This is a genomic window from Mycobacterium colombiense (assembly GCF_001672755.1).
Lineage (GTDB): Bacteria > Actinomycetota > Actinomycetes > Mycobacteriales > Mycobacteriaceae > Mycobacterium > Mycobacterium colombiense_C.
This window is the reverse complement of the sequence record NZ_LZKI01000064.1, coordinates 65,732-89,168: the sequence shown is the minus strand read 5'-3', so window position 1 is coordinate 89,168 and position 23,437 is coordinate 65,732. Positions and strand designations below refer to the sequence as shown.

The 23,437-nt window shown below is 65.3% G+C and carries 22 protein-coding genes and 1 other RNA gene; 13 read left to right on the top strand and 10 right to left on the bottom strand.

The genetic code is table 11. The annotated features are described in order from the left end of the window. Nucleotides 1–26: 26 nt before the first annotated feature. Complete coding sequence (locus A5708_RS08635; protein ID WP_065028214.1) at nt 27–1,430, bottom strand: acyl-CoA dehydrogenase family protein; 1,404 nt, start codon at nt 1,428–1,430, stop codon at nt 27–29. A gap of 86 nt (nt 1,431–1,516) precedes the next feature. Continuing rightward, on the bottom strand, nt 1,517–2,308 hold the full coding sequence (hisN, locus tag A5708_RS08630) for a histidinol-phosphatase (protein WP_065028213.1): 792 nt from the start codon (nt 2,306–2,308) through the stop codon (nt 1,517–1,519). A gap of 33 nt (nt 2,309–2,341) precedes the next feature. Between hisN and A5708_RS08625 the strand changes: the two genes are divergently transcribed. Continuing rightward, on the top strand, nt 2,342–2,716 hold the full coding sequence (locus A5708_RS08625; RefSeq protein WP_065028212.1) for a hypothetical protein: 375 nt from the start codon (nt 2,342–2,344) through the stop codon (nt 2,714–2,716). Nucleotides 2,717–2,723: 7 nt separating this feature from the next. Here the strand turns inward: A5708_RS08625 and A5708_RS08620 are convergent, their stop codons facing one another. From A5708_RS08620 to A5708_RS08600, 5 genes are all read right to left on the bottom strand, one after another. Beyond that, nucleotides 2,724–3,827, bottom strand: coding sequence for a PPE family protein (locus A5708_RS08620; protein WP_065028211.1), 1,104 nt, complete (start codon nt 3,825–3,827; stop codon nt 2,724–2,726). Nucleotides 3,828–3,919: 92 nt separating this feature from the next. Further along, nucleotides 3,920–5,089: a PPE family protein gene (locus A5708_RS08615; RefSeq protein WP_065028210.1), complete on the bottom strand. Its 1,170-nt coding sequence runs from the start codon at nt 5,087–5,089 to the stop codon at nt 3,920–3,922. A gap of 437 nt (nt 5,090–5,526) precedes the next feature. Beyond that, a complete protein-coding gene (locus A5708_RS08610) occupies nt 5,527–6,324 on the bottom strand; it encodes a slipin family protein (RefSeq protein ID WP_065028209.1) in 798 nt (265 codons plus the stop codon). Next, a complete protein-coding gene (locus tag A5708_RS08605; RefSeq protein ID WP_419538314.1) occupies nt 6,321–6,923 on the bottom strand; it encodes a hypothetical protein in 603 nt (200 codons plus the stop codon). Before A5708_RS08605 ends, A5708_RS08610 begins: the two co-directional genes overlap by 4 nt. Before the next feature lie 30 nt (nt 6,924–6,953). Continuing rightward, nucleotides 6,954–9,284: a nitric-oxide reductase large subunit gene (locus A5708_RS08600; protein ID WP_065028207.1), complete on the bottom strand. Its 2,331-nt coding sequence runs from the start codon at nt 9,282–9,284 to the stop codon at nt 6,954–6,956. A gap of 259 nt (nt 9,285–9,543) precedes the next feature. Between A5708_RS08600 and A5708_RS08595 the strand changes: the two genes are divergently transcribed. Both A5708_RS08595 and A5708_RS08590 read left to right on the top strand, forming a co-directional pair. Beyond that, nucleotides 9,544–10,341 carry a universal stress protein gene (locus tag A5708_RS08595; RefSeq protein ID WP_065028249.1) on the top strand — a complete coding sequence of 266 codons (798 nt, stop codon included), beginning with the start codon at nt 9,544–9,546 and terminating at the stop codon, nt 10,339–10,341. 205 nt (nt 10,342–10,546) lie between these two features. Beyond that, the gene (locus tag A5708_RS08590; RefSeq protein ID WP_065028206.1) at nt 10,547–11,017 is read left to right on the top strand and encodes a group III truncated hemoglobin; all 471 of its coding nucleotides are present in this window, start codon (nt 10,547–10,549) and stop codon (nt 11,015–11,017) included. Here A5708_RS08590 and A5708_RS08585 read toward each other — a convergent pair. Both A5708_RS08585 and A5708_RS08580 read right to left on the bottom strand, forming a co-directional pair. Further along, the gene (locus A5708_RS08585) at nt 10,959–11,390 is read right to left on the bottom strand and encodes a pyridoxamine 5'-phosphate oxidase family protein (protein ID WP_065028205.1); all 432 of its coding nucleotides are present in this window, start codon (nt 11,388–11,390) and stop codon (nt 10,959–10,961) included. The two genes, A5708_RS08590 and A5708_RS08585, sit on opposite strands and share 59 nt — an antisense overlap. Before the next feature lie 62 nt (nt 11,391–11,452). Further along, complete coding sequence (locus tag A5708_RS08580) at nt 11,453–12,814, bottom strand: FAD-dependent oxidoreductase (protein WP_065028204.1); 1,362 nt, start codon at nt 12,812–12,814, stop codon at nt 11,453–11,455. Between the two features lie 162 nt (nt 12,815–12,976). Here A5708_RS08580 and prfB point away from each other — a divergent pair, with 162 nt between their 5' ends. The 10 genes from prfB (at nt 12,977) to A5708_RS08530 (ending at nt 21,756) form a co-directional block, all read left to right on the top strand. Next, nucleotides 12,977–14,089 (top strand): peptide chain release factor 2, encoded by a 1,113-nt coding sequence (prfB, locus tag A5708_RS08575; protein WP_065028203.1) that lies wholly within the window; start codon nt 12,977–12,979, stop codon nt 14,087–14,089. Next, entirely contained in the window at nt 14,079–15,065 is a 987-nt protein-coding gene (locus A5708_RS08570) for a mechanosensitive ion channel family protein (RefSeq protein WP_231117850.1), read from the top strand. Before prfB ends, A5708_RS08570 begins: the two co-directional genes overlap by 11 nt. Further along, a complete protein-coding gene (locus A5708_RS08565) occupies nt 15,062–15,556 on the top strand; it encodes a hypothetical protein (protein WP_065028201.1) in 495 nt (164 codons plus the stop codon). Before A5708_RS08570 ends, A5708_RS08565 begins: the two co-directional genes overlap by 4 nt. 43 nt (nt 15,557–15,599) lie before the next feature. Further along, nucleotides 15,600–16,289: a cell division ATP-binding protein FtsE gene (ftsE, locus tag A5708_RS08560; RefSeq protein ID WP_065028248.1), complete on the top strand. Its 690-nt coding sequence runs from the start codon at nt 15,600–15,602 to the stop codon at nt 16,287–16,289. Beyond that, nucleotides 16,290–17,183, top strand: coding sequence for a permease-like cell division protein FtsX (gene ftsX / locus A5708_RS08555; RefSeq protein ID WP_065028200.1), 894 nt, complete (start codon nt 16,290–16,292; stop codon nt 17,181–17,183). 2 nt (nt 17,184–17,185) lie between these two features. Beyond that, nucleotides 17,186–17,695 (top strand): SsrA-binding protein SmpB, encoded by a 510-nt coding sequence (smpB, locus tag A5708_RS08550; RefSeq protein ID WP_044484454.1) that lies wholly within the window; start codon nt 17,186–17,188, stop codon nt 17,693–17,695. Beyond that, a complete protein-coding gene (locus A5708_RS08545) occupies nt 17,692–18,534 on the top strand; it encodes an EamA family transporter (protein ID WP_155765943.1) in 843 nt (280 codons plus the stop codon). The genes smpB and A5708_RS08545 overlap by 4 nt, the downstream gene beginning before the upstream one ends. 47 nt (nt 18,535–18,581) lie before the next feature. Continuing rightward, nucleotides 18,582–19,427, top strand: a complete 846-nt coding sequence (locus A5708_RS08540; protein WP_065028198.1) for a maleylpyruvate isomerase family mycothiol-dependent enzyme — start codon at nt 18,582–18,584, stop codon at nt 19,425–19,427. 89 nt (nt 19,428–19,516) lie between these two features. Then, nucleotides 19,517–19,884, top strand: a transfer-messenger RNA (tmRNA) gene (gene ssrA, locus A5708_RS08535). A 282-nt stretch (nt 19,885–20,166) separates the two neighbouring features. After that, nucleotides 20,167–21,756: a B12-binding domain-containing radical SAM protein gene (locus tag A5708_RS08530; protein WP_065028197.1), complete on the top strand. Its 1,590-nt coding sequence runs from the start codon at nt 20,167–20,169 to the stop codon at nt 21,754–21,756. A gap of 62 nt (nt 21,757–21,818) precedes the next feature. Here A5708_RS08530 and A5708_RS08525 read toward each other — a convergent pair whose 3' ends face one another. Further along, nucleotides 21,819–23,315 (bottom strand): flavin-containing monooxygenase, encoded by a 1,497-nt coding sequence (locus A5708_RS08525; RefSeq protein ID WP_231117849.1) that lies wholly within the window; start codon nt 23,313–23,315, stop codon nt 21,819–21,821. Nucleotides 23,316–23,437: the final 122 nt, after the last annotated feature.

Below are 23,437 nucleotides of genomic sequence, written 5' to 3'. Positions count from 1 at the left end.
ACTTTCAGTTCGAGTTGGATACCGGCCTAGATGACGACGACGCCCTCGGCGACGCCGATGGCCCGCAGGTCGCGGTACCAGCGCTCGACCGGGTGCTCTTTCGTGTAGCCGTGGCCGCCGAGCAGCTGAACGCCGTCCAGGCCGATCTGCATGCCCTTGTCGGCGCCCAGACGCTTGGCCAGGGCCGCCTCGCGGACGAACGGCAGGCCTTGCTCGGCCCGCGCGGCGCCGCGCCAGGTGATCAGGCGCAGCCCGTCCAGTTCGATGGCGATGTTGGCGCACATGAAGGCGACCGCCTGCCGGTGAGCGATCGGCTCACCGAAGGCCTCGCGCTCCTTCACGTACGGAACGACGTAGTCGAGGACCGCGTGCGAGGTGCCGACCGTCAGCGCCGCCCAGCCCAGCCGGGCCAGCGCGATCGCCTCGGAGTAATCCTCATCGGTCGCCTCGTCCTCGCCGAGCCGCGCGTTCGGTGGCACCGTCACCCCGGACAGTTCCAGGTGGCCCAGGGCCGCCGCGCGAATCCCCATGCTCGGATCCGCTTTCACGCTAGCGCCTTTGGACGAAGACTCGACGACGAACAACGCCGGCTTGCCGTCCAGTTGCGCGCCGACGATGAACAGCTCCGCGTCGGAGGCGGCCGGGACCAACGACTTCACCCCGTCGAGGCGGTACCCGCTCGGGGTGCGCACCGCTGTGGTCTTGAGCCGGGTGGGGTCGAAGAGCGGCTGCGGCTCGGCGATGGCCACGCACGCCTGGGGCACGTTCTCACCGGCGAACTCGGGCAAATAGGTGGCCTGCTGGTCGGCGCTACCCCAGTGGGTCAGCGCGGAGGCCACGCCTCCCGGCGCCAGCAGTGGCAACGCCAGACCCATGTCGCCGTAGGCCAGCGCCTCGGCGACCAGCACGTTGGTCACGCTGGACCGGTGCGCGGCGATGCCGTCGAAGTCCTCGGGGATGTTGATCGCGGTGATGCCGAGCTCGGCGGCCTTGCTGATCAGTTCGTGCGGGTAGGTCGCCGCCTCGTCGGCGTCGTGCGCGGCGGGGCGCAGCACCTCCTCGGCGAACTCGTCGAGAGTCTCGACGATCATCTTCTGCTCGTCGTCGGGCGTCAGGTCGAAGTAGTCCTTGCCGCTGGACTTGAGCCGGGTCGGCCCACCGCGCAGGTTCTGGATCCGCTTGAACTCCCGAGAAGAAGTGGCGGCGGTGGAGAAGACGGTCTTCGTGCCGTAGCGCAGGGCGCGGTTGAGCGGGTCGCGCAGCTGGTACTTGTCCAGGAACTCCTGCCCGACCAGCGGGGTGATCAGCGCGATCGCGATGTCGATGCCGGTGCGCTTGTGTGGTTGTAGCCCGACCGCGGACTTGTGGTCGCGCCGTTTGACGCGGGAGCGGACGGATTGTGAAGTCTCTTTGGAACCGGAACCGGTCATTTTTCAGCAGCCTCAGGTCGACGGGCAATGCGGATATCTCCGATCTTACTCCGGAGTAAGATCGGAGAGAACACCTGTTAACTAATTCACACCGGCGGGACCGAGAGGCTGCCGAGCACCTGCTGTTGCAGCAGGCCGTTGGTGGCCACGGCGCTGCCGTGATGCGGCCCCGCGGTGCCGTCCAACGCGGTCAGCGCCCCGCCCGCCTCGCGCACCAGGACGTCGAGTGCGGCGAGATCCCACACCGACACTTCCGGTTCGGCGGCGATATCGACCGCCCCTTCGGCGAGCAGGCAATAGGACAGAAAGTCGCCGAAGGCGCGCACTCGCCACACCGCATCGGTCAGCGCGATGAACCGGTCCCGCACACCGAGTTGCGCCCACCCGGACAGGCTGGAGAACGAAAGACTGGCCGAATTCAGTTGGGCCACTGAGGAAACCGAGAGACGACGGGCCGGCGCACCGTTGACCGCGACGAAGGCGCCCTGGGTGTGCGCGGCCCACCACCGGCGCTGCAATGCCGGCGCGCTGACGACACCGACGACGGGGACACCGTCGTGCAGCAGTGCGATCAGGGTGGCCCACACCGGCACCCCGCGCACGAAGTTCTTGGTGCCGTCGATCGGGTCGATGATCCACTGACGTCCGGTGAACGTCGTGTCGCCGCCGAACTCTTCGCCGACGATGCTGTCCTCCGGTCGTTCGCGCCCGAGCGCCTCGCGCAGCTCGGCTTCCACCGCGCGATCGGCGTCGGTCACCGGCGTCAGGTCGGGTTTGGTGTCGACGCGCAGGTCCAGCGCGCCGAATCGAGCGGACGTCAACGTGTCTGCGCGGTCGGCCAGCATGAGCGCCAGCGCCAGATCGCCGGTGCGATTCATCACGCAGTCTTATCACGGACCTACCATGGCCTCGTGTGGGAATTCGGACTGCTGCTCCTGCTGGTGGCGATATTGGGCGTGTTCCTCGTCCAGCGGTTCGTCCCGCGTGGCCCCCGCGGTGAGCTGCTGAGCGGCACGCTGCTGGTCACCGGGATCAGCCCCCGGCCCGACGCCACCGGCGAGCAGTTCGTGACCATCGCCGGCGTGATCAACGGGCCCACCGTGAACGAACACGCGGTCTATCAGCGCATGGCCGTGGACGTGAATCAATGGCCGACCATCGGCCAGCTTTTCCCGGTGGTCTATTCGCCGAAGAACCCGGACAACTGGAAGTTCGCCCCCGCGGTACCGCCGACGCCGCCCGGGCCGCCCGCGCCACCCGAGTCGCCGCAGCCCCCGACGGGCTGAGTTTCCGTCAACCGGCCGCGGGTGGACGCGTCATCACCGTGATCCGTCTGCCGTAGCGCGGGACCACGAGTGTCGCCCGCCTGACCGTCCCGCCCGGGATCCCGGGGACGCCGGGCGTCGCGGACCCGGCCCGGGCGACCGCGTCGCTCGCCGTCAGGTCGGACAAGCCGCCGCCCGGCAATGCCGCGACTTGGTTGCCTGTCGCGCTGGCCCAGCCGGCGGGCACCGACATCGGGCCGATCCGTTCGGCACGCGCGAGTACCGCGTTGACGTTGCCCAGTCCCGACGTCGCGCCGCTGAGGGCGGGAGATTTGGGCAGCGCGGCCGGGATCGCGCCCAGGTTCGGCAGAATCCCTAAGTTCTTGTCGGCCTGGATGATTCCGGAAGTGGTCCCCTCGGCGGTGAAGATGGATCTGAACGTGGTCTGGGCGCCCTGGATGGTGTCAAGGAATCGGAAGAGTTCCGACGACGAATTGGAAGCCGAGGAGTTCACCACCACCACGTCCGATCCCGAGTCCGTGCCAGAGTTCGACGCGTTGGCGGCGGCTTGGACGACGGCATCCTGTTGCGCCGTCGTCGCATCGGTGGTGGTGGTCTGGCGCGGGGAGGAAAATGGTGAGAACTGCACCGCCGCAGCAGAACTGGCGGAATAGCCATACATCGCTGCGGCGTCCTGAGCCCAGTATTCGGCGTACTGGGCTTCGGTGGCCGCGATCGCCGCGGTGTTCTGGCCGAAGAAGTTCGTTGCCACCAGCGTGGCCAGTTGGGTGCGGTTGGCCGCGACCGCGGGCGGGGGCACGGTCATGGCATGCGCCAGCTCGTAGGCCGCGGCGGCCACCCGGGCCTGCATGGCCGTCTGCTGTGCACGCTCGGCGGTCGCATACAGCCACGCCACATAGGGCGCCGCACTCGCGGCCATCGCCTGGGCGGCGGGCCCGTGCCAGTACAAACCGGTCAGGCCGGACAGCACCGATTCGTAGACCGCGGCCGTGAAGCCCAGCTCGGCCGACAGCGAGTCCCAGCTTCCCGCGGCAGCCAGCAGCGAGCCCGAGCCGGGGCCCGCGTACATCCGGCCAGAGTTCACCTCTGGTGGAAGAAAGCCGAATTCCATTGTCTTACAGCGCTAAAAGCTGCGTGAAGCGAAACTGCTTGCGGCGACGGGTTCGTCCCATGACCGACAGCAGTCGGGCCAGTGGCGCCACGTCACCCGGCAGCCGGCGGGCGTGGCATCACGGTGAGCCGCACGCCGTAGCGTGGCGGGACCCCCGCGCCGGCCGATCGCGCGGCACCGCCGCCCGGCATGCCGGGGTACCCGGGATACCCGGACGCCACCGGCTCCTCGGTTCCCGGAATCGTGGTGAATCCCGCGGGTTCCAGTGGCGAGATGTGGGTGCTCGTGGGTGCGGCCCAGGACGCGGGGACCGACATCGGCCCGATGGTGCCGGCGTGCGACAGGGTCGCGGTGACGTTGCCCAGGCCACCGCCGAGGCCCGCCGTGGCGCCGCGGAGTGCGGGCGCTGCGATCGCGGGAGCGAGATTGGCCGCGGCCGCCCCGGGCTTGGCGAGGATGCCCAAATTGTTTTCCGCCCCGATGATGCCGGACACGAACTGCTCCATGTTGTAGGGAGCACTGAAGCCGAGGCCGGTCCCCTGAATCGCGTCGAGGACCCGGAAGGCGTTGTTGCCCGAGGTCGAGGCGTCCAGGTAGGTGATGTCGCCCGTGCTGATCCCTCCCGATCCGGATGGATCGGTGGATAGCGGTGAAAACGTCTGCGCGGCAGCCTTGGTCGCGCCGGCGTTGGTGTTGGCCGTGGCCACGGCGGCGTTCTGGGCGCTCACGCCGGATTCGGTGGTGGACTTGTTCGCGGTGGCGAACCGGGGCAACTGCGTCGTCGCCGCCGTCGACGACGCCGAGTAGCCGGCCATGGCGGCGGCGTCCTGAGCCCAGAAATCGGAGTACTGCGCCTCGGTGTCGGCGATGGCCGCGGTGTTCTGCCCCACGATGTTCGACGCCACCAGCGATGCCAGCAGCGTGCGGTTGGCGGCGATCACCGGCGGCGGCACGGTCATCGCATACGCCTGCTCGTAGGCCGCCGCGGCCGTCCGCGCCTGGATGGCCGTCTGCTTTGTCTGCTCGGCGGTGGCTTGCAGCCAGCCCATGTAGCGGGCGGCCGAATACGCCATCGACTCAGCGGCGGGGCCCGCCCATTGCAGGCCCAGGCCCGCGAGCACCGATTCGTAGGACTCGGCGGTGGAGGCCAGCTCGGCCGACAGCGCGTCCCAGCTTCCGGCGGCGGCCAACAGCGAGGCCAACCCGGGGCCGGTGTACATCCGGGCTGAATTGATTTCGGGTGGAACAAAAGCCCAATCCATCTGTGATACATCCCCTCAAAGTCGGTTTCGGGCAAACGCCACTGGCGCCGGCGCTCGCCGCATCGGCGTGTTCTCAAGAAAAGGCCGCTCCCGGAATCGCTTTGCGGCTCGCAAAGCTCACCCCGCGTCAGGTGAGAGGGCAGCCCGGCGCGATCGCGCTACCGCCGACTAACGGTCAGCGTGGCGCGTGTTATCGGGTCGGCGGAGCGTGCGCGCATGGCATTGAAGAAGACCTTCGGTTTTCGGGCCCTTCAAACGTCGCAGGTGCGGCTGATGCATGCGGGGTTTTGCCTATTTCCCGGCACCGACCTGGCAGAATTCAGCTGGTGTTCATCTTCCGTTCATCTTTCATTAACCAACGGCCCGAGCTAGATTTACACCTGTTGAACAACGAAAGTATTTGAAATGCTTGATAACTGGTAGGAGTGCGTGCGTGGTCACCCGCGATGGTTCAAGCTATCGACCACACCCTGCAGCGCCTCGGGGTGCCGGAGGAACGGCGTGATGATGTCGACGGGCAACGGGAAGACGACGGTCGAGTTCTGATCCGCCCCCAACTCCAACAGCGTCTGGAGATAGCGCAGCTGCAGTGACGCCGGACTCTTCGAGAGGGTCTCGGCGGCTTCGCGCAGTTCCTCCGACGCCTGCAGCTCGCCGCGGGCATTGATGACTTTCGCGCGGCGTTCGCGCTCGGCTTCGGCCTCCCGGGCCATCGCCCGCTGCATCGACTCGGGAATCTCGACGTCCTTGATCTCCACGACGCGCACCTGCACGCCCCAGGGTTCGGTCTGCTTCTCGATGATCGTACGCAAGTCACTGTTGAGGTCCTCGCGGTGTGCCAGCAGCGTGTCCAGGTCTGCCCGGCCCAACAGCGAACGCAGGGTGGTCTGGGCGATCTGCGACGTCGCCACCGCGTAATTCTCCACCGCCAGGATCGCTTTCAGCGGTTCCATCACCTGAAACATCACGACGGCGTTGACCCGGGCCGGCACGTTGTCCCGGGTGATCACCTCCTGCGGCGGAATGGTGAGTGTCACCAGACGCTGGTCGACCCGAATCATCTTGTCCACCAGCGGAATCAGAAACCGCAATCCGGGACCGTACAGCGGGCGCGCGTGTCCCATCCGGAACACGACCCCGCGTTCGTACTCGCGCAGCACGGCCAGCGACCACGTCGCGAGCACGGCAAGCAGGACTATCCCGGCGCCGATCAGGCCGACCACAAGGGCAGTCATGTCGTGTTGTCCTCCTTGCTTTTCCAGCCGCCGCCCCAACGCGTGGAGTACCGGTCGATCGCGGCGGCCACCTGGTCCTCGATCGCGGTGCGGTGCGGCAGGTGGTCGGGCGCGTTGGACGGAGTGTTCCACAGGTGGCGGACCAGCGGCAGCCCCAACAGCGCGACGATCAACACGGTCGCCGTCAGGACCAGCGCGTCGGCGGCGGAGTGGTTGGCGACCAACGTCGCCAGCGGCAGGACGATCCCCAGTGCGGCTACGCAGCAGGCGATCCCGCGGTGAAACCGTCCGGCGTCCGAATGCGGCCACGGGTCGACCTCGCGGCTGATCTCGCGGCCGTGCTCGGAGGTCGTGCAATCGGATTTGACGGGACAGCTGTTGCACACCACCGGCAGCGCGCGATATCGCATGACCCGATGTTTCGGATCGAACGACGTCGGCCACAGCCAATGATTCTGCGGACAGATCCATGCATCATGGTCGGGCCGGTAGGTGAATTGCCCTGTGCGCCAACGTGCCGCGTGCGCGGAAGCCCGCCGGGCCATCACGTCGAAGCTCCAGCCGACGGCCAGCAGCGCCAGGGAATACCCGGCGATCATCCACACCGAGGCGCTCGGCGCGGTCACCGGTCAATCCCTCGCCGGCACCGCGGCACCGGGCTCCGGTTCCGTCGGTGCCTGGGTGTACAGCGGGTTTTCCGGCAGCTCGTCGGCGGTGGTCCCGGACCGGAAGTGGCGCAGCGCCGTCAGGGCGATCCAGACGAACGGCACCACCCCACCGACGATCAGGATGGCGTCGCCCGGTAGCCGGAGCCACTCCAGGACGGCGTTGCCCGGCTTGGTGATGTAGCCCAGCGACCGGGCCTCGAAGTAACCGTCGTTGACCGAGTGGTAAAGCTGCAGTATGCCCAGCGGCAGCAGGGTGGCGAACACCATCCACGCCAATCCGATGTTCATGCACCAGAACGAGATTCGCGCCAGCTTCTCGGGCCACTTGTCGGGCGGGATCACGTAGCGGAAGGCGAACATGGCCAGGCCGACGGCGAGCATGCCGTACACGCCCATCATCGCCGCATGGGCGTGGTTGGCCGTCAGCGCGGTGCCGATCTGATAGTAGGACACCACCGGGAGGTTGATCAGGAATCCAAAGATTCCCGCCCCCAAGAAGTTCCAGAATCCGACCGCGACCAGGAACATGACCGCCCAGCGGTGCGGGAACGGGTTGGCGTCGCCGGATTGCTGACGCGCACCCAACTGCAGGAATGCCCACGCCTCGACGGTCAGGAAGGTCAGCGGGATGACCTCGGCGGCCGAGAAGAATGCGCCGAGGGCCATGTGCTCCACCGGGGTTCCGGAGAAGTACAGGTGGTGCATGGTGCCGATGACCCCACCGGCGGAGTACAGGATGACGTCGAGGAAGATCACGCCCAGGGCGATCTTCTCGCGCACCACGCCGAGCAACACGAACATGTAAGCCACCATCACGGTGGTGAACAGCTCGAGGAAGTCCTCGACCCACAGGTGCACGACCCAGAACCGCCAGAAGTCGGCGACGGTGTAGTGGGCGTCACTGCTGGCCAGCAGGCCCACGGCGTAGAAGCCCGGGATGGCCAGCCCGGAGAAGAAGAACAGCCAGGGCATGTTCATCTTCGACTCACCCTTGAGCCTGCCGCGGATGCCGCGCCAGATGATGGCGATCCACACGAACATGCCGATGATCAGCAGGATCTGCCACAGACGTGGCAGGTCGAGGTACTCCCACTGTTGGGAGAACAGCCCGCCCGCCGGGATCACGCCGTAGATGGACAGCGCCTCGCAGATCAACGACCCGAACACCACCACGGCGACCGCGCCCAGCAGCACGTAGGCCAACAGCGCCTGGCGTTTGGGCTCGCGGCGCGCGATGAACGGCACCAGGAAGATGCCACCGGCCAGGAAGGCCGCCGCGGTCCAGAACAGCGACAGCTGCAGATGCCAGGTTCGGGCCAGGTTGTAGGGCAGCACGCGGGCCAGATCCAGCCCGAAGAAGTTGGACAGATCGGCCCGGTAGTGTTCGGCCGCGGCCCCCAGCAGCGTCTGGGCCAGGAACAGCACCGACACGATGGCGAAGAACCAGATGCAGGCGCGCTGCGCCGGGGTCAGGCTCACCTCGCCGGGCTGGCGGAAGGACAGGGTGGTCGACTCGGCGCTGTGCCAGCCGACCTTCTGGCTCCAGCGACCGTAGACCGCGAACATGATTCCGATGCCGCCCAGCAACGCGATCAGCGACAGCGCCGACCAGACGATCACCGCCGCGGTAGGCCCGTTGTCGACTCGCGGCTCGGCCGGCCAGTTGTTGGTGTAGGTGTACTTGTGGCCGGGCCGTTCGGCCGCCGCGGCCCAGGCCGTCCAGGCGAAGAATGCCGTGAGGTCTCGGATCTGCGCCTTGTCGGTGATCATGTGGGGCAGCAGGCCGTATTTCGTTGAGTTCTCACCGAAGTAGGCGGCGTACTGGCTCTGGATGTGGTCGAACGCCACGGCCTGGCGATCGGTGAACACCAACGTCTTATCGGCGGGGTTGTAGCGATTGGTGCGGAATTCGGTGACGACGCGTTCGCGCGGATCGGTGACACCTTGCGCACGAAGTTGACCGGCGACATCCTCTGTAGCGGTCCGCAGGTATTCGGCGGTGTAGTCGGGACCAAGGTAAGCCCCGTGGCCGAGCACCGAGCCGTACTCCATCAGGCCGCGGGCCTGGTAGAGCTCCTGTCCCCGGGTGATGTCCTGGCCGGTGAACAGGATCTGACCCGATTCGTTGACGACCTTGTCCGGCATCGGCATCGACGCCGAATACGTGCGGTAGGCCAGGATCCCCATCACCAGGAAGCCGAAGATCATGACCAGAGCGACGCCCTGGACCCAGCCTTTTCCGACCAGGGGCTGTGACGATGACTGTTGAGCGGATGTCTCTTGAGCGGTCATGCGCGAGGTCTCCCGTCCAGGCGATGGGTGGTGGTGCCCGCTGTCTCGCTTGTCAAACACACCTAGGTTCGTCCGCACCTAATACTCGATCGCTGGCGTCGCGATGGCAACAGTCAATTCGGTTATATGAGCGGACCATAGAGTCCAATGGCACCTATTTCGGGACCAATGCCTCTGGGGGAGTGGGGTTTACGGGTCATAAAGTCTTAACTGAATGGTGTAATGAACACTTTTCTACCGCGCAATGAAGGAAGTCGCGATGAGCAACATGTATCCCGCTCCCGCAATTCTGGTAGGTGTCGACGGATCCAGGGCGGCGATACATGCGGCCGTCTGGGCGATCGACGAGGCGGTCAGCCGCGACATTCCGCTGCGATTGGTGTATGTCATCGACCCGCACGACGCATCTGGCGCGGGCACCGATGACACCCGGCTCGCCGTCGCCCGTGCCGCGTTGACCGACGCGCACCGGGCCGTCGACGCCGTGGGCGAACCGGTCAAGATCGAAACCGAAATCCTCAGGGGCAGGACGGTTTCCAAGCTGCTCGAAGCATCGAGGTCTGCGGTCATGCTCTGCATAGGGCGGATTGGGCTCAACCACGCCTGCCACGGGGGACCCGCTGTCGCGGCCTCGTTGGTCCGCTCGGCGGTGTGCCCGGTCGCCGTGATCCAACCGTCGGCGAGCCGTCCGACCACGCCGCAGGTCAGTGGCGTGGTGACCGAAGTGGACAACGGCACGGTGCTTCGGCACGCGTTCGACGAAGCCAGGCTGCGCCGAGCGACGCTGCGGGCGGTGTCGGTATCCAAAGCCGCGGAAGCGCCCGACGGAGATGCTGAAAAGCTCTCAGCGCAAGGGCAATTGGATCGCAAGCTGGCGCGGTGGATGCGGCTGTACCCGGATGTGGAGGCCGAGCCGGCGATGGTGACCGGCGGCGTGGAGCGGTACCTGCGCGCCCATCACGATGGCGGCCAGCTGCTCGTCACCGACTCCTATCGGGCCGAGGCCCTGTGTAATGAGGGCCACTCCGTGCTCGCGATACGTTGCGGCAACCTGTAAGTCCGGACAGCCCTGCTGTGATCTGAAACATACTGCTCTGCAACAGCGTTCATCGAAGTCGGGCTGGCGCATTCCGGGAATTTTCTCCGGTATGTGCCGGCTTTTCCTGGCGGTGTCAAGGGACGAATGGCCCTGTTGTGAGACCACGCCCTCGGGCAAGATGGCGTTACGCTGAGTTGCAGATATATCGAAAGGGTTGCCGACCATGAGCCAGCTGACGGCCGAGGCGGGTGCGGACCTGGTCGACCGCGCCGACGTGGAGGCGTTGCTGCGCCGTTTCTACGGGCGGGCGTTGGACGACGAGGTCCTGGCGGAACCGTTCGCCGAGTTGCGGGCGACGGGGTTGGAGAGTCACGTTCCGACGATGTGCGACTTCTGGGAGACCGTGCTGTTCCGCGCCGGGCTCTATCGCGGCAGCGCGTTGCAGGTGCACCGCCAAATCCACCGGCGTGCCCCACTGTCGAATCGCCACTTCCGGCGCTGGCTCACCTTGTGGCACAACACTGTTGACGAGATGTATCGCGGCCCGGCGGCCGACCGGGCGAAAGTTCAGGCCGGCCGGATCGCATGGGCCCTGCACCGACGACTGACCGGAGCCGACGCACCCGAGTTGCTCGTCACGCAACCGGCTCGTGATGGTCAGGCTCCGGACCGAACCGGAAATGACGGCCGGTGATTTCGGCCGGCGTGATGCGCACATAGTGTGGTTTGAGCGTTGCCGTCCACGGCAACAACTGCGCGCGTTCGGCTCGTTGGATGTCCGCGTCCGCCTTCAGCAATCGTGCGCGACCGCGCACGATCACGCTCCACCCCGCGACGAGGTTGTGGTCGTCGACCTCGAAGACCACCGCGTGATTGGCCACGGCCGAGAACAGTTTGGTGCCCTCGGCGGTGCGGAACAGCACGGTGCGGTCTTGTACGACGAAGTTGACGGGAAAGATCTCGGGCTCACCGGCGAAGTTGGTGACCAGGCGGCCCAGCGCGACACTGCCCAACAAATTCCAGTTCTCGTCCTCGGAAAGCACGGTTACCGGTTGGTCGCTGCCCACGCCCCCAACGCTACGGAGAATTGCGGGCGTTGAGTAGAGCCCTTCGTACTCCCGTGGCAGGCTCACCCGTGGCTGATCCGAAGCAACTTCGCCAAACTCGGCAGCTTGACGCGGGGCCGTCCGTGCGGTTCGCCGGCCGCGCGCTCGTGGGCGTCGATGAGATCCCAGTGCGCCGAGGTGACCAGCTTGGGCTGGCGCGACGCCAGCCAGTCGGCCAGCTTTTCGGCGCGGTCGCCGGGGAAATCCGCCAGGCCGTCGGCGCCGGACAAATCGGCCAGCAGCGTGTCCACGGTGTCCTGGGAGTCCTTCTTATTGGTGCCGATGACACCGGTCGGCCCGCGCTTGATCCACCCGACCACGTATTCGTTGCGGCTGCCCTCGACCCGGCCGCCGCTGTTGGGGATCGTCGCGGTCTTGTCGTCGAACGGCAGGCCCGGGGTGGGCACACCGCGGTAGCCGACCGAGCGCACCACCAGCTGAACCGGTAGCTCCTCGCGCTCGCCGGTGTCGTGGGCGGACACCCGCCCGTTGTCGTCGGTGACCAGCTCGTTGCGGCCGAGCACGATCCCTTCGACCCTGTCGTCGCCCTTGATCTCGATCGGGGAGGTCATGAAGCGCAGCACGATGCGGCGGTGTCCGGGGCGCGGGTCGCGCTTCGCGTAATCGCGCAGCACGTTGATGTTCTGCTTGGCCGTCTTGCCGGCCGCGGCCGCGTCCTCGTCGCTCACGCCCTCCAGCTGGGCGGGGTCGACGATCACGTCGACGTTGTCCAGTTCTCCCAGCTCTCGGAGCTCGAGGGTGGTGAACGCGGTCTGCAGCGGCCCGCGCCGCCCGATGACCACCACCTCGTCGACGCCACACGGGCGCAGCGACTCGAGCGCGTGGTCGGCGATGTCGGTCAGTCCCAGCACCTCGGGATCGGTGACCAGAATGCGCGCGACGTCGAGTGCGACGTTGCCGTTACCGACGACGACGGCCCGGGACCCCGAGAGATCGGGCGTGGCCTCCTCGAAGTTCGGGTGCGCGTTGTACCAGCCCACGAAGTCGACGGCGGCGATGCTGCCCGGCAGGTTCTCGCCCGGAATGTTCAGCGCACGGTCCGATTGCGCGCCGACCGCGTAGACGACGGCGTCGTAGCGCTCCGCGAGCTCGTCGGCCTGCACGTGTTCGCCGACCGAGATGTTGCCGAAGAAGCGGAAGCGCGGATCCTGGGACGTCTTCTCGAACTGCTTGCTGATCGACTTGATCTTCGGGTGGTCGGGCGCGACGCCGGAGCGCACCAGCCCCCACGGCGTGGGCAGCATCTCCAGCATGTCGACGGCGATATCGATGTCTTCGGACCCGTCGGCCGCCTTCAGCAAGGAGGACGCGGCGAAGAAGCCCGACGGTCCGGAGCCAACGATTGCAACGTGATAAGGGCGCATTCTCGACCTTCTATTCGTGCCCGAATGCGCGCAAGGGGCTGTCGCGCGCAAAGCGGGGCGCACATGATCGTGACTCGATGCTAAACGCATGACCGCTGGTCGTGACCTGGACACTCGCAGCGAGCGGAAGCTGCCCGGAGGGCCCCGGTAACGTTGTCGCCTGTGGAGCCCGACCGTCAAGCCGATATCGCCGCCCTCGACGCCACCCTGACCACGGTGGAGCGAGTGCTCGATGTGGACGGTCTGCGCGCGCGCATCGAGAAGCTCGAACACGAGGCATCCGATCCCCAACTGTGGGACGACCAGGCGCGCGCCCAGCGGGTAACCAGCGAGTTGTCGCACGCTCAGGGCGAGCTGCGCCGGGTCGAGGAGCTGCGGGGACGCCTGGACGATCTGCCGGTGCTCTATGAGCTGGCGGCCGAGGAGGGCGAGGGTGCCGCCGACGCGCTGGTCGAGGCCGACGCCGAGCTGAAGGCGCTGCGCGCGGACATCGAAGCCACCGAGGTGCGCACCCTGCTGTCGGGCGACTACGACGAACGCGAGGCGCTGGTCACCATTCGTTCCGGCGCGGGTGGAGTGGACGCCGCGGACTGGGCCGAGATGCTGATGCGGATGTACATCCGCTGGGCCGAGCAACACAAGTATCCCGTCGAGGTGTTCGACACGTCCTACGCCGAAGAGGCGGGCATCAAGAGCGCGACGTTCGCGGTGCACGCCCCGTTCGCCTACGGCACGCTGTCCGTAGAGCAGGGCACCCACCGGCTGGTGCGAATCAGCCCGTTTGACAACCAGAGCCGCCGTCAGACATCGTTCGCCGAGGTCGAGGTGCTTCCCGTGGTGGAGACCACCGACCACATCGACATTCCGGAAGGTGATGTGCGCGTTGACGTTTACCGTTCGAGTGGTCCGGGAGGCCAGTCGGTGAACACCACCGACTCTGCGGTACGTTTAACCCATATCCCAACGGGTATCGTCGTGACTTGTCAGAACGAAAAATCGCAGTTGCAGAACAAGATTTCGGCAATGCGAGTTCTTCAAGCAAAGTTGTTGGAGCGCAAGCGTTCCGAAGAACGCGCTGAGCTAGACGCGCTAAAAGGCGAAGGTGGCAGTTCGTGGGGCAACCAGATGCGCTCCTACGTTCTGCAGCCGTATCAGATGGTCAAGGATCTGCGGACCGAGTACGAGGTCGGCAATCCCGCGGCCGTCCTGGATGGAGACATCGACGGGTTCCTGGAAGCGGGGATCCGTTGGCGCAACCGAAAAGATGACGAATAACACAAGTTTTCTCGCCGCATCGATGACGCACCGCTGGCACGACTTCTGGCGGGGCGAGCTCGGTGAGTGGATCATCGCCCGGGGTCTGCGGATCGTCATGATCCTGATCGCCGCGGTGCTGGCGGCCCGGTTCGTCAACTGGGTGGCCCAGCAGGTGACGCATCAGCTCAACCTGGGCTTCGCCGAGAGCGATGCGCTGGTGCGCTCGGAGGCGTCCAAGCACCGGCAGGCCCTGGCGTCGGTGATCTCCTGGGTGTCGGTCGTCATCATCGGCATCTGGGTCATCATGCAGATCTCGTCGGTGCTGCAGTTCTCAGTGGGCGGACTGGTTGCGCCGGCCACCGTGGTCGGCGCCGCCCTGGGTTTCGGGGCACAGCAGTTGGTACGAGATCTGTTGGCCGGCTTCTTCATTCTGGTGGAGCGCCAGTACGGCTTCGGAGACCTGGTCACCATCACCGTGGTGTCCGCCACGGAGGCCAGCGGCACGGTCGAGAACGTGACGTTGCGGGTGACCCGGCTGCGGTCAGCGGACGGCGAGGTGTTGACCATTCCGAACGGGCAGATCGTCAAGGTGGTCAACCTGTCGAAGGATTGGGCCCGCGCGGTGGTGGACATCCCGGTGTCGACCAGCGCCGACCTCAACCGGGTCAACGAGGTCTTGCACCAGGAATGCGACCGCGCGATGGACAACCCGGTACTCGGACAGCTGCTGTTGGATGCTCCCACCGTGATGGGTGTGGAAAGCATCGCGGTCGACACCGTGACCCTGCGTCTGGTGGCCCGGACGCTGCCCGGCAAGCAGTTCGAGGTCGGCCGGCAGCTGCGCGTGCTGGTCATCCGGGCGTTGGCCCGCGTCGGGATCGTGACCGCGGCGGACGCGAAGGTGGGCCTGGTCGAGGACCCCTCGGTTCCGGCCGCCCAGGCCGCCGAACAGCAAAACGATGATGAAGTCCAAGGTGCGGTGCAGAAGCGTTGAAGTTCACCCTGAACATCCTCGAGAAGCGCGGCGACGACTCGGATGCGGAGCATCGCTGGCCGAAGCACATGTTCGGCGGGCGGATGCGCACGTCGACGTTCGTACTGATCGTCGCTTTCTTCGTGGCGTGGTGGGTCTACGACACCTACCGCCCGGAACCGGCGCCCAAGCCCCCGGCCCAGCAGGTGGTGCCGCCCGGCTTCGTGCCCGACCCCAACTACACCTGGGTGCCGCGCAGCCGCCTTCAGGCGCCGCAGGCGACCGTCACCTTCACGCCGACGCCGACGAGCACGCCGCCGCCGCCCCCGCCACCGCCGCCACCACCGGTGACGACGACCACAACCACCACACCGCCGTTCCAGCTGCCGCAGCTGCCGTGCATCCTGCCGGCGCCGTTCTGCCCGCCCAGCTCAAGCCCCGCCACACCGACGCCGCAGCAACCCCAGCCGGGGCCCGGGCCGGTGCCGAGTTCGCCGCCACCGGCCAGTTGACTTCGCCTGCCAGCGAAAATCACCGCTACACTGGCGTGCCGTGATGATCACCCTGGACCATGTCAGTAAGAAGTACAAAGCGTCGGCCCGCCCGGCGTTGGAAGACGTCAACGTCAAGATCGACAAGGGTGAATTCGTCTTCCTGATCGGCCCCTCGGGGTCGGGCAAGTCCACCTTCATGCGGCTGCTGCTCGGCGCGGAGAACCCGACCAGCGGCGACGTTCGGGTGTCAAAGTTCCACGTCAACAAGCTGCGGGGTCGGCACGTCCCAAAGCTGCGCCAGGTCATCGGCTGCGTTTTCCAGGACTTCCGCCTGCTGCAGCAAAAGTCGGTCTACGAGAACGTCGCGTTCGCGCTGGAAGTGATCGGCAAACGAACCGACGCGATCAACCGGACGGTGCCGGAGGTGCTGGAAACCGTCGGCCTGTCCGGCAAAGCCAATCGGTTGCCGCACGAGTTGTCCGGTGGTGAGCAGCAGCGGGTGGCGATCGCCCGCGCGTTCGTCAACCGGCCGCTGGTCCTGCTGGCGGACGAGCCGACGGGCAACCTCGACCCAGATACCAGTAAGGACATCATGGATTTGTTGGAGCGGATCAACCGCACGGGGACGACGGTGCTGATGGCAACGCACGATCACCACATCGTCGACGCGATGCGCCAGCGCGTCGTCGAGTTGTCCCTGGGCAGGCTGGTTCGCGACGAGCAGCGCGGCATCTACGGGATGGACCGCTAAGTGCGCTTCGGTTTCCTACTCAACGAGGTCCTGACCGGGTTTCGTCGCAACGTCACGATGACGGCCGCGATGATCCTGACGACCGCGATCTCCATCGGCCTGTTCGGCGGCGGTCTGCTGGTCGTCCGGCTCGCCGACAACTCGCGCGAGATCTACCTCGACCGCGTCGAGACGCAGGTGTTCTTGACCGACGACATCTCGGCCAACGACACGACGTGCGCGTCGGCGGCCTGTAAGGGGCTGCGCGACAAGATCGATGCACGGCAAGACGTGAAATCGGTGCGGTTCGTCAACCGGCAGGACGCCTACAACGACGCCATCAAGAAGTTCCCGGAGTTCAAGGACGTGGCGGGTAAGGACTCGTTTCCGGCGTCGTTCATCGTCAAACTGAACAATCCCGAACAGCATGCGGAGTTCGATGCCGCGATGCAGGGCCAGCCCGGGGTGCGCAGCATCCTCAATGAGAAGGACCTCATCGACCGGTTGTTCGCCGTCCTGGACGGCCTGCGCGACGCCGCGTTCGCCGTCGCCCTGGTGCAGGCCGTAGGGGCAATCCTGTTGATTGCCAACATGGTGCAGGTCGCCGCCTACACCCGCCGCACCGAGATCGGGATCATGCGTCTGGTGGGTGCCAGCCGGTGGTACACCCAGCTGCCCTTCCTGGTGGAGGCGATGCTGGCCGCGGCCATCGGTGTGGCGATCGCGGTCGTCGGACTCATGCTGGTTCGGGCATTGTTCCTGGACAACGCTCTGAGCCAGTTCTATCAAGCACACCTCATCGCCAAGGTCGACTACGCCGACATCCTCTACATCTCGCCGTGGCTGTTCCTGCTTGGCGTGTCGATGGCGGCGGTGACGGGGTACGCGACCTTGCGCCTCTATATACGGCGGTAGCTGTGGCCAAGGGTTCCGGCCGAGCCAAGGCGGCGGGCGGCAAAGGTGGCAGCAAACAAGTCATCGCCACCAATCGCAAAGCGCGGCACAACTATTCGATCATCGAGTTGTTCGAGGCCGGAGTGTCTTTGCAGGGCACCGAGGTCAAAAGCCTTCGCCAAGGCCAAGCATCGTTAGCTGACGCGTTCGCAACGATCGACGACGGCGAAGTCTGGTTGCGTAACTTGTACATTCCGGAGTATCAGCACGGTAGCTGGACCAATCATGAGCCGCGTCGCAACCGAAAGTTGTTGTTACATAGGCAACAAATTGACAGGCTGGTCGGCAAGATACGAGATGGTAACCTCGCCTTGATGCCGTTGTCTCTGTATTTCTCCGAGGGCAAGGTCAAGGTCGAACTTGCCCTTGCGCGCGGTAAAAGGGCTTACGACAAGCGCCAGGACATGGCGCAGCGCGATGCACAGCGTGAAGTGGTTCGTGAGATGGGACGTCGAGCAAAGGGCATGACCTGATCGGGGCGGCGTACGCCCAGCTGTCTGCCGTTACGTACGGAGTCAGCGATTTCGTGGGCGGTGTAGCAGCTCGGCGGGTGGCCGCGCTGCGCGTCATGCTCGTCGCCTACCCGATCGAGACGCTGTTACTGGGCGTGATGGCCGTTTTCGTCGGCGGCCCTATTCACACCGGCGCCGTTCTATGGGGATGCCTATACGGCATCGGCATGGCGTTCGGTATGTGGGCGTTCTTCGCTGCCCTTGGCTCCGGGCCGATTTCGGTTGTCTCGCCGTTGGCGGCCGTGCTCAACGCCGCGGTACCAGTCGCGGTGGGTATGGCGCTGGGGGAGCGGCCCGGGCAGGCGGCCCTGGTGGGCGTCGTCCTGGCGCTGGGCGCGGTGATGCTCGTGAGTCGTGAGGCCCCCGTCGAGGGCACGCCGTACCGTTTTACGCCAAAAGTGGCCTGGCTCACAGTAGTTGCGGGCTCGGCGATGGGGTTGAACCTGGTGTTCCTGCACCAGGCGCCGCACGCGTGCAAGCTTTGGCCCCTCGTCTTCGCCCGGGTGGCGGCCAGCCTGGTGGTGTTCGCCATGGCCAAAACCAGCCAGAACCTGGAGATGCCGCGCGGACGGCCACTCAAATTGGCCGTGGCCGTCGCGGTGCTCGATATCTTCGCCAACATCACCATGCTGGCGGCGCTGCACACCTGGCTGCTGTCGCTGGCCAGCATCCTGATCTCGCTGTATCCGGCCGCGACGGTCGTGCTGGCGATGGTGGTGCTGCGTGAGCGGGTGACCCGCTTGCAGGGCATTGGCATGGTGCTCGCCATGGGCTCCGTGGCGATGATCGCGTCCGCCTGACGGCACCGAGGCGCCTGCTGTTGATGGATCGGCCTACGATCCTGAGCATGGCCGATCGTCCCGTCACCAAACTCGACAAGTCTGCCGTGCTCTCCGGTCTCTTCGCGGTGTGGGACGACATCGACGCGCTACTCGCCGGGTTGTCCGAAGCGCAATGGCGGGCGGCGAGCCCCCTGCCGGGCTGGGACGTCAAGGCCTTGGTGGCGCACATGATCGGCACCGAGTCGTTCCTCGCCGGCATTGCCGCACCGCAGCCCGACATCGACGTCTCGACGCTGCAGCATGTGCGCAACGACGTCGGTGTGATGAACGAGTGTTGGGTTCGCCAGCTGAGCGCCCACGCCGACGCCGACGTGCTAGAAAGCTTCAGGGCGATCACCACCGATCGGCGCGAGGCGCTGACCAGCCTGTCCGGCGAGGAATGGGACGCGGTGACGATGACTCCGACGGGCCCGGATTCCTATGGTCGATTCATGCGGGTCCGCGTGTTCGACTGCTGGATGCATGAACAAGACATGCGCGTGGCGTTGGAACGGCCGCCGTCCGACGATGAGCTGGCCGGCCTGGCGGCGTCGCTGGCCGTCGACGAGATCGCCGCGACGATGGGCTACGTCGTGGGCAAGCTGGCCAAGGCGCCCGACGGTTCCCGCGTCCAGTTCGACCTCACCGGACCGCTGGCCCGCACCATCCGGGTCAGCGTCGACGGGCGGGCCGCGGTGGTCGACGACTTCGCCGGGCAGGACCCGACCGCGACCATCCGGCTGGACGGGCTGCAGTTCACCAGGCTCGCCGGCGGGCGCCCCATGTGTCCCGCCCGGACTCAGGACATCGAGCTTGACGGCGATCGGGACTTCGCGGCGCAAATCGTCGAGCACCTCAACTTCGTGATCTGATCGACAGCCCGGCGCGGAAGATTATTGCGTTGCCGCTGGTTGGTATGCAGGTACCATTGATATTCCTGCCGAAACTCGGTGGGGTGCGAGGGGCTGAAAGGTTTCGACTTCGCGCATCGAATCAAGGGAAGCGTGCCGGTGCAGGCAACTGACCACCGTAAGCGTCGTTGCAAACAGATAAGCGCCGATTCACATCAGCGCGACTACGCTCTCGCTGCCTAAGCGACAGCTAGTCCGTCAGACCGGGAAAGCCCTCGACCCGGACCCTGGCGTCAGCTAGAGGGATCCACCGATGAGTTCGGTCGCGGGACTCATCGGGACACCAACAGCGACTGGGATCGTCATCCTGACTTGTTCGCGTGATCAGGAGATCCGAGTAGAGGCGTAGCGAACTGCGCACGGAGAAGCCTTGAGGGAATGCCGTAGGACCCGGGTTCGATTCCCGGCAGCTCCACTGAGAAAGGGCCGCAGCACAGCGGCCCTTTTTGCGGGCCCGACTTGTCCATTGTGCTTGCACCTTGTAGCTATGCAGCGACGCAGCACATCCTGCAGGGTGGACTGCTACATCCTGTGGGGCCAGCTGTCCAAGGCGCCGTGTCTAAGTACCTCAGCTTCGCGGAACCGGGATCCGTCTCGGGTCAGTCGACCCCGGCCACCTCATTGACTGGTGCCCTGAGCCGGCGAAGAATGACCCTTCACATAGCACCGCGACCCACCCCTCTGGTCGAAGTAGGCGATTATGGCCGATATTGTGCTGATCAATCCTCGGTTCGACGTGTCTTATTGGGGCCTCGAATACGCCCTCCCGCTACTCGGTAAGAAGCGCATCTTGCCAAGCGTCTGCCTACCATTGCTGGCCGCGCTGACTCCTGACGACCATTGCGTGACGATCGTCGATGAGAACGTCGAGGCAATCGACTACGACCGTATGGCGAAGGCCGACATTGTGGGCCTCACCGGCATGGACGTCCAAGGCCATCGGATGGTCGAGATTCTCCGCGAACTGAAAGCCCGTGACGTGTTCACGGTCATCGGGGGTCCGTCGGTCACCGTGCAAGAAGATTACTTCGACGGCCTGGCGGATGTGATTTTCGTCGGTGAAGCGGATACGACCTGGCCGCAGTTTCTTGAAGAATGGGCCCAGGGACGGCATCTGCACCGGTACGAGCAACGCGAACCGACCGACATGACCCGCGCGCCGGTGCCACGGTACGACCTGATCAAGGCTAAGCACTATCTGTTCGGCAGCATTCAATTCAGCCGGGGCTGTCCGTTCCAGTGTGAGTTTTGCGATATACCCATCACGTTCGGTCGCAAGCCGAGATTGAAGACGACCGCGCAGGTGATCGCCGAGCTAGAGGCGATGCGTAAGCAGCGCGTACGAATGGCCTTCATCGTCGACGACAACCTGATTGGCACGATCGCGGTCAAGAAGTTGCTGCGCGACGTTGCCGCGTGGCAAGCCGACAAGGGGTACCCCCTCACGTTTATGGCTTATGCGTCGCTCAACCTCGCAGAAGACGACGAGATGATGGAGTTGATGGACGCAGCGAACATCGCGATGGTCTTCATCGGTATCGAGAGCCCGAACGAAGAATCGCTGCAAGAGACGAAGAAATATCAAAACGTCCGTAAAGGCGGGACGATCGTCGATCGCGTCCGCAAAGTGCAAGACTCCGGCCTCGAAGTTCTGTGCGGCATGATCGTCGGCTTCGACCACGACGATTCCCGGATCTTCAAGGCCCACTACGAGTTCATCCGTCAGACCGACATCATGCACCCCACACTCAACATGCTCGTGGCCATCCCAAAGACGCCGCTATACGCGCGTTTGAAGAAGGAAGGCCGCCTTGATGTTTCGAAGACGAACCCCTCCGACGGAATGTTCGGCACAAACGTTATTCCGCTCGGCATGACTCGTGAAGAGTTACGCGACGGGTATATCGGCTTGGTGCGGGACTTACACGATCCCGAGTTCTACTTCGAACGGCTCGAAAACCTCTATCTCAAGCGCCGAATCGATTTCGCACGAACTCGCAACGCCTACTGGCGCCAACATCCCTGGATCAAGCGGAAATTCCAGTCGCTCGAAGCGCTTGCAGCGATCGCCTTGTTCCTCCGGCTGATGTGGAACGTTCCAGACCCGGAGCTGCGCCGCATTTATCGCCGCAGGATGGCGACCATGCTTCGCCACCGACCGGATCCGAGCGTCTTGTTCGTCTGCGTGGTCAAGTGCGCGATGCACTACCACCAACACATGATGTCCCGTGAGATTTCGGAAGGCGGGCCCTCCTCAGCACATGCTAGAGGAGAGATGGCTCTGTATTGAGCCGTCGCAGTGCGCGTTGCACCGCCGATCGATTCCCGGCAGCTCCACTGAGTAACTGCATATCAATGCCAGCTTGTTCGCGTTGCCACGGAGGCGGCAGCGGTTTCCACGAGCGACCAGTAGCGCCGTTCACGTTCGGTCAGCTCGTTCGACGTGACTGCACCGAAGGTGGCGGCGTCGCGCCCGAACCGCACCGGCGCATCGGGCAGCGCATCCGGACCCTCGAGCCGAAAACAGCTTGGTGCGAGCGGACCGAACAGCAAGGCGCGCCGCAGGAGCGGCCAGTTATCCAGGTGCGGCTCGACCCCGGCTGCTCGAGCGAAGGTCAAAGCCACGAGGTTCATCCGAGTTTTCTGCGACATCCCCCGCTTCGAGCGATAAGCACTGATGGACAAGCGCTGGTCGGTTTCACACGGCGGCGGGATGATGCCGCCCCACGTGTAAGCGATCCACCTGGCCTGAAGTTCCAGCGGCACAAAGTATCCGCCTGATTGGTCCCACATACCCATGAAAGCCAGCCCCGGGAGGTCAGGATGGAACGTGTAGCGGTCGGCGTCCATGTGTACGGCGTCGATGTTCAGGATGGCCCGGATGTCGTTGCTCAGGAACGGCAGACACAGATCGAACCCAGTGCCGAGCACGATCCCATCGAACTCCTCGGCATGGCCGTCCGCGAACGTCACGGTTGCGTCGGCGATGGAAGTCATCCACGGACGCACCGTAATTCGGCCCTCGGCTACGAGCGGCAGGTAGTGCTGGCTGAGGGTGATCCCGGCGGCGAACAGAGAGGGATCAGGTGCCGGTGCACCATACTGCTCGGGGCTTCCCCCGGCCTCGACCACGATCTCCCTCAGCTGCCGGTCGACTTCGGCAGCTGGGAGAGTCTCGCTCGCGAGGGTGCCGTATCGCGTGAAGATTCGGTGATCGGAGGGGACTCCGCAGGCGAACTTCGGTAGGACATACCGCTGTCGACGCTGTGTGACTACAACTCGTGCTGCGCCGAGCTGGGCTAGTTCGGCGGCGATCTCGAGGGCGCTGATCGCGCAGCCGGCCACGAGAACGCGCTTGCCGCGATAGGGCGACGGCCCTCTGTAGTGGTACGTGGAGATCGCTCCCGCCGAGCCGACGAACGTGTCGAGGCCGGGGACAGACGGAATGGCGGGTGCATGAAACCTGCCGGCCGCCACCACCGCTCGTTCGAATGCCTCATGGCGGCCGGCGTGCCCGACGCGCCACCCGTCGCCGTCCCGCCTGAGCAGTTCGACCCGAGTGCCGAACCGGATCCGCGATGTAATGCCGAACTTCTCCGCATAGCGATGCAGGTAGTCGAGGATCTCCTGACTTGATGGGTAGACGACGTCGCTCTCGTGCTCGAGGTCGCTGAAGGCAGTCATGGTGCGGCTGGTGTTGGTGTGCATGGTCGGCCACACGCCGCTCTGATCAGTGAGCCCCGTCCACTGCCCGCCCAACATCGGTCCCTGCTCGAAGATCGTCGGTTCGAATCCCTGCGAGAGCAGCCAGCGCGCCGCGATCAGCCCGCCGGGTCCGGCCCCGATCACGGCGACACTTCTCGTCGCCGCTGAACCGTCGCACGCTTGGAGTTCGATCGCTACCTTTTTCATGTGGTTGGTCGCCCCGATCGGCAGATGCGGAGTCAGGCGGCCAGCATCAGGACGCCAGA